We start from the raw sequence: 18,191 nt of genomic DNA, 5'->3' as shown, positions 1-18,191 counted from the left end.
GTCGTGTAGTTTTATCATATTCTCTGCTGACAAAGTGTAGCAAATCATTGCAGAATTCAGGTATTGTTTTTCCTTAAAAATTCCAACACGGACACCGAATATGATTGGCGCATTAATGCTCGACATTGCTGGCACAGAACTCACCCAAGAAGATATTGAACTATTACAGGCACCACAAGTTGGCGGCATGATTTTATTTGGTCGTAACATTGAATCTCCTGAACAAGTTCGTGCCCTGACCGACCATATGCGTCAAATTCGTCCTGATATTTTAATTGCCGTCGATCAGGAAGGTGGTCGTGTACAACGCTTAAAACAAGGCTTCACACTCCTACCAGCTATGGGTAAGTTTGGAGAACTTTACTTAACTGAACCTGAAAAAGCTGTTGAACTGGCTGAACAATGTGGCTGGTTGATGGCAGCTGAAGTCCTTGCGGTCGGCATCGATTTTAGTTTTGCACCAGTGCTGGACCTAAATGATGTCAGTGATGTGATTGGTGACCGTGGTTTTGCCAAAAATATGCAAGACATCATTCCACTGGCAAGTGCTTTCTTAAAAGGTATGAAACGTGCGGGGATGGCATCTACAGGTAAGCATTTCCCAGGCCATGGCTCGGTGAAAGCAGATTCACATATCGCTGCTGCTATTGACCATCGTAGTTATGAAGAAATCTATCAAAAAGACATGCAAAGCTTTATTCAACTGCAACCACAGCTTGATGCCTTAATGCCTGCGCATGTGATTTATGAAAATATTGATCCTAATCCTGCTGGTTTCTCACCGTATTGGATTCAGAAGGTCTTACGTCAAGAGCTCCAATTTGATGGCGTTTTATTCTCCGATGATTTAAGCATGCAAGCCGCTTGTGTCGCTGGCGGTGCAGATGCTCGTATGCAAGCAGCATTAAATGCAGGTTGTGATATGGGCCTCGTGTGTAATAACCGTGAATCTGCATGCATTGCGCTTGATGGGATCCAAAACTTAGCTCTTCCAAATCAGGAACGCCTAGAACGTATGCGCGGAAAAATCCCACAAATTGAGATTGGACAAAACATTGAACTCGGGGCGGACTGGCAAAACGTGCGTAATCGTATTGTGGATTTTAAAAATCAATATTGCTAATCCAAGACTTTCAAAATTCTAGAAAATGGAGCACGACAAGGTGCTCCTTTTTGATTTATGATGAAGACAAAATAAATGCTTCGGCGCTATACAAAAATTGCCAATAAAAACAACATTAGGTCAGGACGACATGACACAAAGTTTATCGGAACATCGACATATTTCTTTTACTGCACATTACACTGGCTATATTTGGTACAGCATGGGGATTTCGCATCCCGTTTTTGCCACACGTAAAGGCAAATTTTTAGCACGTTTAGTCCATCCTTTAGAAAGCTGGGCAGAAAAAAATGTGGGCGGTAGCATGCGTTCGACGCTTAAACAGCGCCATGCCATGATCGATCAACATTTAGATCAACTCATTACCCAATATCCACAGCTACAAGTCCTTGAAATTGCCTGTGGCCTCTCCCCGCGCGGTTGGAATTTTCGCACCAAGCATCCTGAAATTGACTATCGTGAACTCGACTTGCCAGATATGGCAAAAATCAAAACACAGGCACTCAAACAGATTGACCCGCATGCCCCCGAGGTCTTAACTGGCGACATTTTCACACAAGATTTTGAACGTATTTTTCAGAGTTTCAACCCTGAACGTCCTTTGGTGGTGATTAGTGAAGGGCTAATTAATTATTTTGATCAAATCCTACTGAATAAATTATTGCAAGGGATCACCGAATATGGCGCCTCATTTCAGGAATTACATTATCTGACCGACATCTATCCTGAACCCGTCAAGAACCGTTTAGCACGTTTTATTTGGGCCAGTAGTAAATTACTCAAAGTCATGTCTCGCAGCGCTTTTACTTTTCATTTTCAATCCCCTGCTGAATTACAGCAGTTTTTCAGTCATACAGGATTTGAAGAAGTAGACGTCGTTCAGCCGGCCTTATACTTTCCACAACAGCAACAAGAACAAGTGATTCCTTTCCACGATGCAGAGCAGCACTGTGGCGATTTGGTTTGGATGGTCCATGCCAAAACAAAAAAACAGCGCTAACGCGCTGTTTTTTATATGTTCATGTTTTAACTTACGGCTTCTAATAACAACACATCTTCTTTTTGGCGTTGTACAAAGCGCAATAAACGCTCCGCCAACTCAAAACTACCATGCTTAAACAAAGCACGAACCTGCGTATCTACAACGTCAAAGATGAGACATTCAATTTTAAACTCACCTTCTTCATCTTCTAGATGTAATGCCAAATCCCGAGGATATGCGTGCATGCAGTCCAACATTTCAGTCTGTACATTCAGCAACACGCCGAAATAATTTAAATCCGTAATTTGAGTTTCAACCACGAGGTCTGAATGGCGATGAGATAAATGCGTGAATGGCTGTTGTACACTTACACGCGCTTCGCCACGGCGTTCAATATTTTGCATTTGCTCTCGGCTCATTGGAATGATCCCATCCAACTGCTGAATAGACTCACCGCGTAGATAAGTTGCAAACAAATTCATGGTTTCCTTACGGCGTTGCAACTGCGGTAAATGATCCGCATTGGCAATCATGGCAAATTGCATATTCGGACATTGCAAGGCAAAGCCCGCATTTTCATGTGGCAAAGTAAAACTGTCGTACTGCCCGCAAGACACCAATACATCACACTGTGGAATCGGCACGTCTTGCAAACGCAGCAAACGGTTACAGTTAATGTCATAACGCTCTTGTTCGGTATTGGTGAATTCAGCCATTTGTCTAAAGAACAAACGCTTCGCTGTCGGTGACATCCGCGTCACATCCAGTTTGGCATGATTGACCAAATACAAAATCACCGCTTGACCAAATTCATCCATGCGCTGTTCTTTCATCAAGTGCAAGGATTCTTCAAGCAACATGCGCCAGCTCTTGCGCGTTTTTTGCATCACGCCCATTAAAATCATGCGATCAATCAATTCAGGACGTTGATCGGCCAGACCTGCTGCCACCACTGAACCTAGTGACATCCCCATCACGGATACTTTTTCTAGCCCGACGATATCCAACCAAACGCCCAACATCTGCGCCAGATCACCCAACTCTAAAGTCCCTGCTGACACGGCTGTATCGACATTGGTAATTTGCTGGTTTGAGCCCATGGAGGGTAAATCAATTAAAATAATAGGGCCTGCCGCAAATAATTGTTCGACACAATATTTGTAGGAATTAAAGTTTTGAAATGCCCCACCAATAATAACAATCGGGGTGCGATGAATGGTTTCAGGTTGTGCAATGGCCATATATTCGACCTTCCAGCCATCAATCCATGTCGTTCTGGCAGGCTGTTTAAAGCTTTGCTTGTCATACAGATCGAAAAAACTGTAATGCGTACTTTCCTGTACGGTGGGATCCATTTGGATAATGGAATTCATATTCCTTTCCTCCATTCCTGCCTTATTTTTATTGTCAGGAATTCATTTAGAGACTCTGCTCGACTTAGCGTCCTGCTCTTTAATCGTTATTTGTACGACTTCAATGTCGCTATTGTTTCATTCTATACAGAGGTTCATTTTACAAGCAACTGATATCCCCGCCGCTTATCTACTTTTGTTCTAAAAACAATTTCAAAATGTTAATTCTGGTCAGCAAGTACAGTCGAATATGCACTTAAGTGCTTCATTGTTCAGTCACAGGCTGTTAATATCGAGTTGAAATTTCTAAGTGATCAAACCGCTATGCAAGAGTCTATTGAACAATACATGCAAACGGTAGGACAGCAAGCACGCACAGCATCACGTGTGCTCGCAGGGGCTTCTACCCAGACTAAAAATAATGCCTTATCAGCAATTTATACTGCTTTACAAAACAGTGAAACTGCAATTTTGGCAGCTAACCAAGTGGATATGACCAAAGCGCATAACAACAACTTGGATAGTGCTCTACTTGATCGCTTAGAACTTACCCCCACACGCTTTAAAGGCATGCTCCAAGGTCTAAAAGATGTGATCGCACTAACTGACCCGATTGGCGAAATTACCGATATGGCCTTTCGTCCGACAGGTATTCAGCTGGGCAAAATGCGCGTGCCGCTAGGTGTTGTCGGCATGATTTACGAATCTCGCCCCAATGTAACCCTTGAAGCCGCATCTTTAGCGCTTAAATCAGGTAACGCGATTATTTTACGTGGTGGTTCTGAAGCTTTGGAATCTAACCAAGCAATTGCAGCAGCGATTCAACATGGCTTAACTGCTGCAGGTGTACCTGAGCATGCCGTTCAAGTGCTTAATACCCCAGACCGTGCTGCGGTTGGCCAATTAATTACTATGCCTGAATATGTCGATGTAATCGTACCACGTGGTGGCAAAGGCTTAATCGAACGTATCACCAATGAAGCACGTGTGCCTGTTATCAAACATCTTGATGGTAACTGCCATGTTTTTGTGGAAGCTCAGGCTGATTTGCAAAAAGCATTACCTATTGCGCTCAATGCCAAAACACACCGTTATGGCGTATGTAATGCCATGGAAACCTTACTTGTCGATGAAAATGTCGCTGAAGAGTTTTTACCACGCATTGCTGAACTTTATGCGGAGAAAAAAGTTGAACTTCGTGGCTGTGCTGAAACGCAGCGCATTTTGGGTGAATCGATTGTTCCTGCAACTGAAGAAGATTGGTATACCGAATACTTAGGCCCGATTTTGGCAGTGAAAGTCGTTACTGGCTTAGATGAAGCGATTGAGCACATCAACAAATATGGCTCACACCATACCGACTCGATCATTACCGAAAACTTTAGTCTGGCGCGTCAGTTCTTGGCGCGTGTAGATTCGAGTTCAGTGATGATCAATGCCTCGACGCGTTTTGCAGATGGTTTTGAATATGGTCTTGGTGCTGAGATCGGCATTTCAACCGATAAAATCCATGCACGCGGACCAGTCGGCCTAGAAGGTCTGACTTCTCAAAAATGGATTGTATTTGGTGATGGTCAAATTCGCCAATAACACCCAATAAGACAATGAAAGCTGTGCTTTTCTAAGTAAAGGCACAGCTTTTTTTATGGCGATTTAAAAAACTAGACCCAGGGTTCACATATTGAAATATAATCCTGCAAACACACAGGATTTAGAATCGAAAACAGATTTTTTGACAATTAAATGCTTAAGAAGAATAAGAAAAGTTCAATTTACCTGCTTTTTTGCAACAATTTTAGGATTACAGCGCAGCAACCGCATGTTATGTTCTATGTATATCTCTTAAATCGTATAAATTTTGAGGATTATTTTATTAATAAATGAAAACTATGAACTGATAAATTTTAATTATTATTGTGCTCAGGGTCGATAGTGCTTAAGTCTAATCTCCTAAAGTCTATCTAGGACGATAAAAAAACCCATGATAAAACATCATCACAGATCTAAATTGCATCAATCAATACAACTGCAATCAGATCAACATTATGGATAAGTATTTCAATTAGAATTCGGGTATTTAAACGTGTCTACATCAGTATTAGTAATTAACTGCGGATCTTCTTCTATCAAATATGCGTTAGTTTCTGAGCGCCGTGAAGATCGTATTTTTGGTCTGGCCGAGAACCTAGGTTCTGCTGATGCACGTATTAAAGGGGTCACTACGGGTGGTGCTGCGCTTGAGCTGTCTATTCCACATGCTGACCATGAAAAAGCCCTCGAAACTATTTTAGAGCGTTTGGCTCACCATAATCCTCAAGCGATTGGTCACCGCGTGGTACACGGCGGTACATTAACCAAAGCTGAGCTATTAACACCAGAAATTATTGAACGTATTCGTGAAGCTACACCGCTTGCGCCATTGCATAACCCTGCTCACTTGGTGGGTATCGAAGCAACCATGCGTTTGTTCCCTGAACTTCCACAAGTAGCCGTATTCGATACAGCATTCCACCAAACCATGCCGTCTCATGCATACCGCTATGCATTACCAAAATTCTTGTACACACAGCATAACGTACGTCGTTATGGCTTCCACGGTACTAGCCATGCCTACGTATCTGAGCGTGGCTCAATGTTGGCAGGCAGCTTTAAACAAGGTGGCTGGTTAACTGCTCACTTAGGCAATGGTAGCTCGACTTGTGCGATTTGGAATGGTCAATCTGTAGATACGTCAATGGGTCTGACTCCACTTGAAGGTGTAGTCATGGGCACACGTAGTGGTGATGTTGACCCAAGTATTCACAGCTTCCTTGCAAGCAACTTAGGTTGGGATATCTACAAAATCGACAAGATGCTGAACAGCCAATCAGGCCTACTCGGTTTGTCTGATCTATCAAATGACATGCGTACATTGATCGAAGCATCGGAACAAGGCAATGAAGATGCCGCGCTTGCCATTGAAGTATTCTGCTACCGTTTAGCAAAATCTTTGGCAGGTCTCAGCTGTGGTCTACCACGTATTGACGGTTTATTCTTCACAGGTGGTATTGGTGAAAACTCTGCCTACATTCGTGAAAAAACGGTTTCATACTTACCGCACTTTGGTTTCAACCTGAGTAAAGAATTAAATGACAACTTAAAACGCGGTACTGAAGGTCGTATTGACCACGGTACTGGCCCACAAATTTGGGTTGTTCCAACCGATGAAGAAGGCCGTATTGCCAAAGAAACTGAGCATGTTGTAGACGAGGTGACAGCGTCTGCTACAAAAAAGTCTGATGCTGAAGCTGCGATTGCATAAGCAATCGCATCAGCCCCTTCGCCTTCAATATTAATTTTTAGCTTTAATTTAGACACCGTATGAAAACAATTTTACTCGTGCCAACTGGGGAAGGTGTAGGTTTAACATCTGCATGCTTAGGTTTAATTTATGCTTTGGAATGCCAAGGGGTCAAAGCAGGTTTTCTGAAACCATTTTCACAGGAAAATGTCGCAGATACTGTAGACCGTACAACGGCTCTTTATCGTCATTTATTTAATAATGAAACGGTAGAACCCATTCATCATGCCACCATCGTGAAACAACTGAGTCATGATGAAAGTGATGAATTGCTCGAAGAAGCAGTTCGTTTGCACCGTGAAATTGCAAAAAAGCATGATCTGATTATTGTTGAAGGCTTGGTTCCAAACAGCCGAGATAACTTTGCCTCAGAACTGAATGCGACTTTAGCAAAAGCACTCGATGCTAAAGTGATTATTGTCAGCACTGCAGATATTCAAAATGCCACGAAAACGGCTGAGAAAATTGATAGTTCTCTACGCCAATTCGGTGGTGCTGCATCTGAACGTACTGCGGGTGTTTTGTTTATGCGCACACGTGGCTTGCCAGAAGAGTCTGCGCAAATTCCTGTCACACTTGATCCAAATCTGCGTTTAATTAGTGACACCAATAAATTTGTACTCGAATTACAACAAAGTAATCCGCAAATTGGTTCTACACAGCTACCTGTTATTGGCCTCGTTCCATTTAGTAATACGCTCAGCGTACCGCGCATGTCTGACTTGGCGACGCATATTCAATCAGAATGGATCAACCAAGGCGATGCTGCTCATCGACGCGTACTACATAGCAGCTTAGTTGCCTCTAATATTGAACATGAACTTCACAAATTTGTGGCAGGTGAACTGATTATCAGCGCCTCTGACCGTATTGATGTGTTGTTGGCTTCTAGCCTTGCAAGTAGCAATGGTATTCCACTTGCCGGTTTGGTTTTGACTGAACACCATCAACCGAACCCACAAGTTTTGGATTTCTGCCAAACCGCGATTAAGCAAGGCTTACCGATTTTACATACGCCTTTAAGCACTTTTGAAACGGCACAACAACTTTCAAATTTAGGCAATGAAATTCCTGTCGATGACGTAGAACGTGCAGAACAAGTGACCCGCTTTGTTTCAAGCCACATCAATGCTGAGTGGATTACTGAAGTATTGAATGGTTCGTATCAACCCCGTTTGTCCCCTTCTGCATTCCGTCATGAATTAGTACAAAAATCTATTGCTGCGAAAAAACGAATTGTTCTACCTGAAGGTGATGAACCACGCACCATTCAGGCGGCTGCCATTTGTCAATCACGTGGCATTGCACACTGTATTTTATTGGCAAAACCTGAAGCCGTGATTGAAGTTGCAAAAGCACGTAATATCGAACTTCCACATGATTTGGAAATTATTGATCCAGATCTGATTCGTGAAAACTATGTGCCTAAAATGGTTGAGCTGCGTAAAGGTAAACTCAATGATCTACAAGCACGTGAACAGCTACAAGATACTGTGGTTTTAGGTACCATGATGCTTGCACTCGATCAGGTGGATGGCTTAGTCTCAGGCGCAGTACATACTACGGCGAATACTGTACGTCCTGCATTCCAATTGATTAAGACTGCACCTGATTATTCATTGGTTTCTTCAGTATTCTTCATGCTGTTACCAGATGAAGTCTATGTATATGGTGACTGTGCCATTAATCCAGATCCAAATGCAGAACAGCTTGCAGAGATTGCGATTCAATCTGCAGATTCAGCGAAAGCTTTTGGTATTGACCCACGTATCGCAATGATTTCGTATTCAACAGGTACTTCTGGTGCAGGCGCAGATGTCGAGAAAGTGGCTGAAGCAACACGTATTGCCAAAGAACGCCGTCCAGACTTACTTATTGATGGCCCGCTTCAATACGATGCTGCATCGGTGGAAAGTGTGGGACGCTCTAAAGCACCTGACTCTAAAGTGGCTGGTCGTGCCAATGTGTTTATCTTCCCTGACTTAAATACAGGTAATACAACCTATAAAGCAGTTCAACGTTCTGCAAATGTAGTCAGTGTTGGCCCTATGCTGCAAGGTTTAAACAAGCCTGTAAATGACTTGTCACGTGGGGCTTTGGTCGATGACATCGTGTTTACCATTGCATTAACGGCAATTCAATCCGAACAGCAAGAAGCTTAATTTTAGTTTCGAGTTCTAAACCACCCTTTCGAAAGATTGGGTGGTTTTTTTATTCATTCCGATTTTTCCGCATTTCAATCTTATTTATATTGCGATAATTTTCATCTTATTAATTCTTGTCATCTTAGAGTCAATATTATTGCTTATGGTATGAGCGCTTTTTTAATTATTCATAACTTAGCTATATCATGACAAACTTAAAATTTTATACTCCATGCGCCATCTCTACATTAATATGGGTTTGCTTAAGCGCACACTCCATGGCCGCAGATTCATATCTAACACCTGACTCAGCTCCAAATAGTCTTGAAATATTATCTACTCCTCCACAAGCCTATAGTGCAGATTTTATTCGTGATCAAAGTATTTTTAAACAATCTCAATATTTGAAAAATACAGCTCGCTGGCAGCAAGCACAAATTGATGCGGATGTTTCAAATGCACACTTAGGGCGACCTTTTTCACATGCATTTGGTGTAGAAATTAATGAGAAAAATACACCTATTTTATTTGAAATTTTAAGAAAGATTAAAGTCTGATAACCGCGTTGATCATTGATAAATTTGATGTGTGGATTTAACTTCAGCACATCTTCCTGCCCTGGACGGATTGGTTGACCATTGCCGGTAGAGGTTATCGATGTAGTTAAAAATTCGGTTGCAATCGATGGACTCTTAAAATCATTCAAATCACTTGGAATATTCGCTGCAAAATATTGATGCAAATCTCCTGACAAAATTACTGTATTACCATGAGGTGCATTTTTTTTGATAGATTCAATCAAGCGCTCGCGTGCGTATGGATAGCCATTCCACGTATCTTTCCCAAAATAAGCTTTGCCTGATTTGTTATAACGTACCCAAGGCATAACCTGAATTTGCTGTGCCAAGACATTCCAACGCTTATCATGGCGCATTTGCTTCGCCAACCATTGCTCTTGTGCTTTACCAAGAACCTGCTCATTTCGGCTATTCTCAGTACGGCAGTAATCTATTTTATCAAACCCATCTTCTAACTGAGCTTTGGTGCATAAAATTGGAGAACGGTATTGTCGTGTATCTAAAATATTCATCCGTAGCATTTTGCCATAATCTAAAGTACGGTAAGCAAGGATATCTGGACCGTTCGGCTTCTGTTTTAAGCGTACAGGCATATATTCGTACCACGCTTGAAACGCTGCTGCGCGGCGCAGCAAAAATATGTCTTTCTTCTCGCCTTTTTCTTCAATATCTGCAGCCCAGTTGTTATCTACTTCATGATCATCAAACGTCATCGCAAAAGGTGCAGATGCATGTGCAGCTTGTAAATCGGGATCCGCACGGTACTGTGCATAACGAATACGATATTGCAGTAAAGTTTGAATTTCCGGACCAATATGTTGACGTGCAGGAATTGAAATTCTTAAATCTCCAATTGCACGCCCCCCACCTTTACCCTCTGGTCCTTCATAAATATAGTCACCATAGTGGAAAACTAAATCTATCTCTTTTTCTTTGCTCAAGTAGTCATAGGCCGTGTAATAACCCGTTTCATAATGCTGACAGCCCACTACAGCGACTCGAACTCGTTCTGGCATTTGGTGCGCGGCAGGTGCTGATTTTGCTGTACCTACAGAACTTTCATAACCAGCCAATCTAAATCGATAATAATAGCGTGTCATCGGTGCTAAACCACTTATCTCTACATGTACTGTGTGATGTAAGTCAGGATGTGCCTGCGCCTTCCCAGTTTGCACAATTTTCTTAAATTCAATATCTGTAGCAATATCCCAATCCACTTCAACAGCTTCCTTCGGCATCCCACCATCTACAGAAAGTGGATATGGTGCAACACGCGTCCAAATCACAAAGCCATCTGGCCAAGGTTCACCTGAAGCAACGCCTAATTGAAACGGGCTAATCGGAAATTTGGCATTTGCCCACGTGCTTACTGGACTCAGTCCAGAAAATAACGCTAAAGACCCGACTCCCATCAAACCCTTTAAGAATTGACGACGATTCGAATTAATATGATTCATTTTTATTTCTCTATAAACTTATTAATAAATTAATCTGATCAGTTTTGGATTAGAAAATTGGCAGGGTGTAGGTTAAGTAGATACGGCTTTGTTCCTGCTTTGTTCCTGTACTTTTTTTGAATTTTCCGTACTGAGCGGTAAAACCTAAATTTTTGAATTTGCCTTCCGGCACTTTATAACGCAAGGTATAGTCAATTTCGGACTCAGTTGCACAACCACATTTACCAAAGTCACGTCCTTGGACTTTGATGAATGATAAATTCAGCCCTTTCAAGTATTGATCATTAAAGTCATATCGATAGCCATACCATGTGGACTTTTCACCAGCATTGGTAAAGTTCTGCAACAAACGGTTGGTTGGTAAGTAAATGAAAGTCCCATCTGCACCATTATCTAAACTGCCCTGATTCATATGCAGAAAATCGCCATCATCACCAATTTTTTGCGCGCCAAATTGCAGCTGATGATTTTTAAATTTGTATTTGAAATCCACACTGGCTGTCTGGTTATCTACTTTAGCTCCATAGCCTTTTTCACCACGCTCATTAGCTCCAGTCGCTTGAGTATCAAATAAACGTAAGTCCGTATTAAAACTCTGGTTTTCACTGAATGGAAATTTGTGTTTCACGCCGATAAATTGCTGTACATAAAAATCATCCAGCTCACCGGCATAGTACTGTAGCGTTAAATTTTTATTGGGCTTCCAGTCCGCACCGCCAAACATAAACCCATCACTGGTTTCGGTTGCGCCTTTAATAGAAAGCTTTGAAGCATCTCGTGATGCACGTGGAATTGCTTTAGTGACGTAACCACCCGTTAAAGTCAATCCCTTTACATCTTTAGAAGTGACTTGACCACCTAAATAGGCAGATTCGAGCAAGCGAGCAAAGCTTCGACTTAAAATGGGTAAATTAGGGCGTAACTCCCCGACTTTTACATCAGTTTTCTGATAGCGCGCTTTTAAAGTGGGATATGCACGTGTCCAATAATTTGTTGGACTACCATCACCTTCTAAAGGAAACATCAACGAATTTTTGGCTTTATCTTTACTGCCGTCTAAACGTATACCTGCTGCCGCAGTAGCATCTAAACCAAAACCGACTTGACCTTCGGTAAAGCCAGATTGATAACTCAATTCAATACCTTGTCCCCAAACTGTCGAATCTTTATCGTTAGGCTCTTGATCTTGATCAAAATAATAATTTTTAAAATCTATTTCTGCTTTACTATCTTTAATAAATTCTGCTTGTGCTGCCTGCATTGTCAGCATGGGGGTGAAAACCATACAGCAGATGAGTGCTTTGTAATTCAACGTCTAACCTCTTTGGTCCTTGAGAAATACTGCAATAACCTAAAGACTCTGTATGACAATACACTTGCAATCCCATGACAATTACATGAAAAATAAAACAAATGTTTAATATAAATATTTGATAATATAAAAATTAGAGTTATTTTTTTTAAGCACTTATATACGAAAAAAGTTGACCATTAAAAGAACTGCAAGCACTCCATTTTTTGACTGCTAAGCTCTAAGCCTGATTTTAAAGAAGATTGCTCAAGAACTTTTATAAAACCTTGTTTAGAATAAAATTGAGTAGCTCGTAAATTAGTTAATTCAACACGAAGTACAATTTTTGTATAACCTTGGTTTGCTGCATATTTTGTAGACTAGATATTAAAAGATCAGCAACACTGTTTCCCCGATAATTCTCATACAACCACATTGCAACTACAGTAAATTCATGCTGTTTATCAATAGTACCTCCAACCATGCCTACAGCTCTCATTCCGTCAAATGCCAATAGAAACTGGCATGGTCTTTTTTGCGCAACTCTATCACGCCATTCAGAATCACTATGAGTTTTGGTTTTTTCAAAAGTTGCTGTAAATGCATCGGGACTGTCTTGTAATGCTTCTAGCCGTAAATTTTTCAGTATCTCCCAATCTGATTCAACAGTTGAAGGTACAGTAATAGAGCTCATTTTTATTTTATCTCTCAAGTAATTACTTCAAAATTTAGCGTTGATAATTAAAGTTTAGTAAAAAATTGAAAGCTCTAGCGATCAACGATGATTATCACTCTGAGGCAAACTAATGCCAAGACTAAAAATTAGCTATTACTCATGATTAGATTTGAAGATTTGAAGATTTGAAGATTTGAAGATTTGAAGATTTGAAGATTTGAAGATTTGAAGATTTGAAGATTTGAAGATTTGAAGATTTGAAGATTTGAAGATTTGAAGAAGAATATTATTTTTATAAAATTTTAAGCAAAAAAAAAGAAGATAAAGCTTTAGGCTTGATCTTCTTGTTGACCATAGAACCAAGTTGCTGCGATAAACAGAGAAAAACCAATAACTGACAACACTGGAGTAACCATATAATTCACACTCTAACTTTGATGACGTCATTATGTAAAAGTTATATGACAGTTATATGACAAATATAAAATTTTCAAAAATAATAAATATTTTTTATTTTCAATATCTTAAAAATTAAAACATATCTCCTCCTCTAGTTATGTGACAAATATTTCATGAAATATGACAGTTAAAATGTCATTTTCAGGCCATTTATGACAGTTAAATATGGCGCTGTTTAAGCCTATTAAACTTTCGGCCAAAGATTAAGCGAAATACCCACACAACTGTATTTTTGTCTTATAATTTAGCCCGCTAGCTATCAGCCCGCTCAAGAGATATTTGTATGACAACTATTATCAAGCAAGATGACTTGATCACATCGGTAAAAGATGCGCTTCAGTTCATTTCTTACTATCACCCACAGGACTTCATCCAAGCGATGAGCCGTGCGTATGACCGTGAAGAAAACAAAGCCGCAAAAGACGCGATTGCACAAATTTTAATTAACTCTCGTATGTGTGCAGAAGGCCATCGTCCTATCTGTCAAGATACGGGTATTGTGAACGTATTTCTTGAAGTGGGCTTAGACGTTAAATTTGATTTAACCATGAGCCTAGACGATGCAATTAACGAAGGTGTACGTCAAGGTTATCTTGAAAACTCAAACATTCTTCGTGCATCAGTATTAGCTGATCCTGCTTTTGGTCGTAAAAATACCAAAGACAACACCCCTGCTGTAATTCACTACAAACTCGTTCCGGGTAATAAAGTTGATATTACTGTTGCTGCTAAGGGTGGCGGTTCAGAAAACAAATCTAAACTTGCAATGCTTAACCCTTCTGACTCTATCGTAGATTGGGTACTTAAAACTGTTCCAACCATGGGTGCAGGTTGGTGTCCTCCTGGTATGCTCGGTATCGGTATTGGTGGTACTGCTGAAAAAGCCATGATGCTTGCAAAAGAAGCATTGATGGAAGAAATCAACATGGACGAATTACTTCGTCGTGGCCCACAAAACCAAATCGAAGAACTTCGTATCGAAATCTTCGAAAAAGTAAATGCTTTAGGTATTGGTGCTCAAGGTCTTGGCGGTTTAACGACTGTTCTTGATATCAAAATCAAAGACTACCCATGTCATGCTGCGGGTAAACCAGTAGGTATGATTCCTAACTGTGCTGCAACTCGTCATGCACATTTCCAATTAGACGGTTCAGGTGTAGCACATATTCAAGCGCCTAGCCTTGAAGACTACCCAGCGGTGACTTGGGATTCATCAACATCTAAACGTGTTGACTTAGATAACATCACTCAAGAAGAAATGAACTCTTGGCAACCGGGTGACACACTGCTTCTTAACGGTACAATCTATACAGGTCGTGACGCTGCGCACAAACGTATGGTTGACATGTTAAACAAAGGTGAAGAACTTCCAGTTGACCTAAAAGGTAAATTTATTTACTACGTTGGCCCTGTTGATCCAGTCGGTGACGAAGTCGTTGGTCCTGCTGGCCCAACAACTGCAACTCGTATGGATAAGTTCACACGTCAAGTGCTTGAAGCAACTGGCATGTTCGGTATGATTGGTAAAGCGGATCGCGGCCCTGCTGCTGTTGAAGCAATCAAAGACAACAAAGCAACTTACCTCATGGCTGTTGGTGGTGCTGCTTACTTAGTATCGAAAGCGATTCGTGAAGCTGAAGTGGTTGCTTTCGCTGACTTAGGTATGGAAGCGATCTACAAATTTGTTGTAAAAGACATGCCTGTATCTGTAGCTGTTGACGTAAATGGTACTTCTGTTCACGCAACTGCACCAAAAATCTGGCAAGCAAAAATTGGTAAAATCCCAGTAGTTGATGCTGCTGCGAACTAATTTCGCCACGTTCAAGATCAAAAAAAAGCACCCCATCGGGTGCTTTTTTTATTGTCAATATTTAGACTGTCTGTCGAATGACATTCGCTATTTAATGCTTTCACACACTCAAAAACACGAGCTAATTACATTACCAAGTTAATGGATTCCACAGTTTAAAAGGCTTGGTCAACTGCACATCTTCCGCAGGATCATAATGAGGTGCTTTCAACTTCTGCGCACTTTTCCGCACTTTTCCAGTGTTTTGATCTTCTGCCACAAAGTTAAAACTGTTGGATTTCAACTCTGTAAATGCGATTTCATTTCGACCAATTTTTTCAGGCATGAGCAGCAATGGCCCTGAAACCGTTCTTTTACTGGATAAATTCTCTTCATCATATTTAATGAAGTAAGTTTGACCTGCTTCAACATCAAAGTCTAAATATTTAGGTTTTTGAAAATGATTCACCCCCAAAGGGCGACTCGATGATAAGCGGTAATTCCCCGCAGGTAACTCCACCCAGTAATAATGATTATTCAATAAACTTGGAATACGCTCACTGTTCAGAAATAAGCTGCTGGCCACAATTTCTTGACGATTCCACTTACTGTCTGGACGATATAAATACACAATCGCTGCTTGATCATGCTGAGCTTTCACTTCTTGAAAATGTCGGCCTTGTTTCTGATTGACCCAACCACCAATGGTAAACATACCCAATCGATATTGCTCAATATGGCCCGGTGTACTTTCAGGATCCACGGGCTTTAATGTTGAAGCCAATGACGTTTGCTCAACGGCTGATTTTCCATGACAACCCAGCAGCGCTACACTGCTTAAAAGTAGAATTGCAACTCCACGCATGATTATCCCTCACTGCGTCTTTTTTTATTTTACACTTTTGTTTTCAGTTTTTTACATTCAGGCATCCACGCCATCCTGCTGAGATTAACATTCTGCTTTTATTTTTGGAAATAAAAAACGTGTGCAAATCTTGGATTTACACACGTTTCAGACGAATAGCGCTTAAGCAGATTTAGAGTTTACAACTTTTAAATCTGACTTCGGTGCAGCTTCTTCAGTTTTCTTTGGTTGACGTTCTGATTTAAATTCAGGTTCCGCTTCACCATTAATCACAGCTTCATTGACGACAACCGTACCCACATCTGAACGACTTGGTAAGTCATACATCGTTTCAAGCAATGAATTTTCTAAAATCGAACGCAGACCACGCGCGCCCGTATTACGGTCAAGGGCTTTTTTAGCCACGGCACGCAATGCTGAGTCTTCAAATACGAGGTCAACATTTTCCATTTCAAATAAATATTGGTATTGACGTGTCAATGCATTTTTCGGTTCTGTCAGAATCTGCATCAATGCTTCTTCGTCCAGTTCTTCCAAGGTAGCAATCACAGGTAAACGACCAATAAATTCAGGAATCAGACCGAATTTAACCAAATCTGTCGCTTCAACTTGGCGGAATAAGTCAGATAATTTTTTAGTTTCATCTTTCTTACGGACCTCAGCCGTAAAGCCAATACCGCCTTTTTCCTGACGCTGCTGTACGATTTTCTCTAGGCCAGAGAATGCACCACCACAGATAAATAGGATATTTGAAGTATCAATTTGAATAAATTCTTGCTGCGGATGCTTACGACCACCTTGAGGCGGAATCGACGCAACCGTACCTTCGATCATTTTCAATAATGCTTGCTGAACACCCTCACCCGATACATCACGAGTAATCGATGGGTTTTCAGACTTACGGGTAATTTTGTCGATTTCATCGATATAGATAATGCCTTTTTGCGCTTTTTCTACATCGTAATCGGCTTTTTGAAGGAGTTTTTGAACAATGTTCTCAACGTCTTCACCCACATAACCAGCTTCAGTTAAAGTCGTTGCATCTGCCATCGCAAATGGCACATCTAAAAGACGCGCAAGTGTCTGAGCAAGCAGCGTTTTACCTGAACCTGTTGGTCCAACCAACATAATGTTACTTTTCGAAATCTCTACACCGTCTTCTGGTTTTTTACCACTGGTGCCAATTTTTAGGCGTTTATAATGGTTGTATACCGCAACAGAGAGGGTCTTTTTCGCAACATCTTGCCCAATCACATATTGGTCAAGCGCAGCACGGATTTCATGCGGTTTTGGTAAAGGACGAGTTGCCCAGTCATTTGATTCAACTTGCTGACTGGTCTGAACTAGGTCAAGACATACGTCCACACACTCATTACAGATGTACGCGTCCTCACCTGCAATCAGTTTCCCGACTTCAGACTGCGTTTTACCGCAAAATGAACAATGCTTTTGTCCTTGAGGATGTTCGGACATATTCACTCCAATAATTAATTCTTTAAAACTTATGGGCGTTTAGATAAAACTTCGTCCACAAGACCGTATTCTTTCGCAGCTTGCGCTGTCATAAAATTGTCACGGTCAGTATCTCGAGCAACAGTTTCGTAGTCTTGACCACTATGCTCTGCCATTAAACGATTTAAACGTTCTTTGATGAATAGAATTTCACGTGCATGAATTTCAATATCAGATGCCTGACCTCGGAAACCACCGAGTGGTTGGTGAATCATGACACGGGCATTTTCAAGACAGTAACGTTTGCCTTTAGCACCGGCGTTAAGCAGGAATGCACCCATCGATGCTGCTTGCCCCATGCAGTAAGTCACAACATCAGGTTTAATAAATTGCATGGTATCGTAAATTGCCATACCTGCAGTAACCGAACCACCTGGTGAGTTGATATATAAATGAATATCTTTATCTGGGTTTTCTGCTTCTAAGAACAACATTTGGGCAACAATCAAATTTGCCATGTTGTCTTCAACTTCACCGGTTAAAAAAATCACACGTTCACGCAAAAGGCGTGAATAAATATCAAAAGAACGCTCGCCACGAGATGACTGTTCTACCACCATTGGTACTAGTGCGTTTTCAATTGTTGGAACATACATACGTTATTTATTCCTAAATTTTTCTGA

Annotated in this window: 13 protein-coding genes; 6 read left to right on the top strand and 7 right to left on the bottom strand. The window is 41.0% G+C overall.

The annotated features are described in order from the left end of the window. Positions 1 to 100 precede the first annotated feature (100 nt). Positions 101 to 1,123, top strand: coding sequence for a beta-N-acetylhexosaminidase (gene nagZ / locus FTU65_RS02250; RefSeq protein WP_168378409.1), 1,023 nt, complete (start codon positions 101 to 103; stop codon positions 1,121 to 1,123). Positions 1,124 to 1,253: 130 nt separating this feature from the next. After that, positions 1,254 to 2,123, top strand: coding sequence for a class I SAM-dependent methyltransferase (locus tag FTU65_RS02245; RefSeq protein WP_180010215.1), 870 nt, complete (start codon positions 1,254 to 1,256; stop codon positions 2,121 to 2,123). Positions 2,124 to 2,149: 26 nt separating this feature from the next. Here FTU65_RS02245 and FTU65_RS02240 read toward each other — a convergent pair whose 3' ends face one another. Further along, complete coding sequence (locus FTU65_RS02240; RefSeq protein ID WP_180010214.1) at positions 2,150 to 3,478, bottom strand: alpha/beta fold hydrolase; 1,329 nt, start codon at positions 3,476 to 3,478, stop codon at positions 2,150 to 2,152. A gap of 303 nt (positions 3,479 to 3,781) precedes the next feature. On the opposite strand from FTU65_RS02240, the gene FTU65_RS02235 reads away from it, so the two are divergent. The 3 genes from FTU65_RS02235 to pta all read left to right on the top strand — a co-directional run bounded on the left by FTU65_RS02235 (position 3,782) and on the right by pta (position 8,959). Further along, positions 3,782 to 5,047, top strand: a complete 1,266-nt coding sequence (locus FTU65_RS02235) for a glutamate-5-semialdehyde dehydrogenase (protein WP_078189652.1) — start codon at positions 3,782 to 3,784, stop codon at positions 5,045 to 5,047. A 493-nt stretch (positions 5,048 to 5,540) separates the two neighbouring features. Then, a complete protein-coding gene (locus tag FTU65_RS02230) occupies positions 5,541 to 6,758 on the top strand; it encodes an acetate/propionate family kinase (RefSeq protein ID WP_180010213.1) in 1,218 nt (405 codons plus the stop codon). A gap of 59 nt (positions 6,759 to 6,817) precedes the next feature. Continuing rightward, a complete protein-coding gene (gene pta / locus FTU65_RS02225; protein WP_078192701.1) occupies positions 6,818 to 8,959 on the top strand; it encodes a phosphate acetyltransferase in 2,142 nt (713 codons plus the stop codon). Positions 8,960 to 9,338: 379 nt separating this feature from the next. Here pta and FTU65_RS02220 read toward each other — a convergent pair whose 3' ends face one another. The 3 genes from FTU65_RS02220 to FTU65_RS02210 all read right to left on the bottom strand — a co-directional run bounded on the left by FTU65_RS02220 (position 9,339) and on the right by FTU65_RS02210 (position 12,961). Further along, positions 9,339 to 10,976: an alkaline phosphatase gene (locus FTU65_RS02220; RefSeq protein ID WP_180066305.1), complete on the bottom strand. Its 1,638-nt coding sequence runs from the start codon at positions 10,974 to 10,976 to the stop codon at positions 9,339 to 9,341. A gap of 49 nt (positions 10,977 to 11,025) precedes the next feature. After that, positions 11,026 to 12,246, bottom strand: coding sequence for an OprD family outer membrane porin (locus FTU65_RS02215; protein ID WP_180010211.1), 1,221 nt, complete (start codon positions 12,244 to 12,246; stop codon positions 11,026 to 11,028). 343 nt (positions 12,247 to 12,589) lie between these two features. Continuing rightward, positions 12,590 to 12,961 carry a GNAT family N-acetyltransferase gene (locus tag FTU65_RS02210; RefSeq protein WP_180010210.1) on the bottom strand — a complete coding sequence of 124 codons (372 nt, stop codon included), beginning with the start codon at positions 12,959 to 12,961 and terminating at the stop codon, positions 12,590 to 12,592. Positions 12,962 to 13,685: 724 nt separating this feature from the next. On the opposite strand from FTU65_RS02210, the gene FTU65_RS02205 reads away from it, so the two are divergent. Further along, the gene (locus tag FTU65_RS02205; RefSeq protein WP_078189659.1) at positions 13,686 to 15,212 is read left to right on the top strand and encodes a fumarate hydratase; all 1,527 of its coding nucleotides are present in this window, start codon (positions 13,686 to 13,688) and stop codon (positions 15,210 to 15,212) included. A gap of 130 nt (positions 15,213 to 15,342) precedes the next feature. On the opposite strand, the gene FTU65_RS02200 is transcribed toward FTU65_RS02205, so the two are convergent. From FTU65_RS02200 to clpP, 3 genes are all read right to left on the bottom strand, one after another. Continuing rightward, positions 15,343 to 16,056 (bottom strand): DUF2846 domain-containing protein, encoded by a 714-nt coding sequence (locus FTU65_RS02200; RefSeq protein ID WP_180007185.1) that lies wholly within the window; start codon positions 16,054 to 16,056, stop codon positions 15,343 to 15,345. Between the two features lie 162 nt (positions 16,057 to 16,218). After that, positions 16,219 to 17,529 carry an ATP-dependent protease ATP-binding subunit ClpX gene (gene clpX, locus FTU65_RS02195; protein ID WP_180010209.1) on the bottom strand — a complete coding sequence of 437 codons (1,311 nt, stop codon included), beginning with the start codon at positions 17,527 to 17,529 and terminating at the stop codon, positions 16,219 to 16,221. A gap of 29 nt (positions 17,530 to 17,558) precedes the next feature. Further along, on the bottom strand, positions 17,559 to 18,164 hold the full coding sequence (gene clpP, locus FTU65_RS02190; RefSeq protein ID WP_078192707.1) for an ATP-dependent Clp endopeptidase proteolytic subunit ClpP: 606 nt from the start codon (positions 18,162 to 18,164) through the stop codon (positions 17,559 to 17,561). Positions 18,165 to 18,191: the final 27 nt, after the last annotated feature.

The organism is Acinetobacter sp. YH12129 (assembly GCF_013418685.1).
GTDB lineage: Bacteria > Pseudomonadota > Gammaproteobacteria > Pseudomonadales > Moraxellaceae > Acinetobacter > Acinetobacter amyesii.
This window is presented reverse-complemented; position numbering and strand designations above follow the sequence as displayed.

Excerpts from the sequence above, each read along its gene's own strand:
- nagZ (WP_168378409.1), top strand. The coding sequence starts at position 101 with ATGATTGGCGCATTAATGCTCGACATTGCTGGCACAGAACTCACCCAA.
- FTU65_RS02215 (WP_180010211.1), bottom strand. The coding sequence starts at position 12,246 with ATGCTGACAATGCAGGCAGCACAAGCAGAATTTATTAAAGATAGTAAA.
- pta (WP_078192701.1), top strand. The coding sequence starts at position 6,818 with ATGAAAACAATTTTACTCGTGCCAACTGGGGAAGGTGTAGGTTTAACA.
- FTU65_RS02200 (WP_180007185.1), bottom strand. The coding sequence starts at position 16,056 with ATGCGTGGAGTTGCAATTCTACTTTTAAGCAGTGTAGCGCTGCTGGGT.
- FTU65_RS02235 (WP_078189652.1), top strand. The coding sequence starts at position 3,782 with ATGCAAGAGTCTATTGAACAATACATGCAAACGGTAGGACAGCAAGCA.
- clpX (WP_180010209.1), bottom strand. The coding sequence starts at position 17,529 with ATGTCCGAACATCCTCAAGGACAAAAGCATTGTTCATTTTGCGGTAAA.
- FTU65_RS02220 (WP_180066305.1), bottom strand. The coding sequence starts at position 10,976 with ATGAATCATATTAATTCGAATCGTCGTCAATTCTTAAAGGGTTTGATG.
- clpP (WP_078192707.1), bottom strand. The coding sequence starts at position 18,164 with ATGTATGTTCCAACAATTGAAAACGCACTAGTACCAATGGTGGTAGAA.
- FTU65_RS02245 (WP_180010215.1), top strand. The coding sequence starts at position 1,254 with ATGACACAAAGTTTATCGGAACATCGACATATTTCTTTTACTGCACAT.
- FTU65_RS02210 (WP_180010210.1), bottom strand. The coding sequence starts at position 12,961 with ATGAGCTCTATTACTGTACCTTCAACTGTTGAATCAGATTGGGAGATA.
- FTU65_RS02205 (WP_078189659.1), top strand. The coding sequence starts at position 13,686 with ATGACAACTATTATCAAGCAAGATGACTTGATCACATCGGTAAAAGAT.
- FTU65_RS02240 (WP_180010214.1), bottom strand. The coding sequence starts at position 3,478 with ATGAATTCCATTATCCAAATGGATCCCACCGTACAGGAAAGTACGCAT.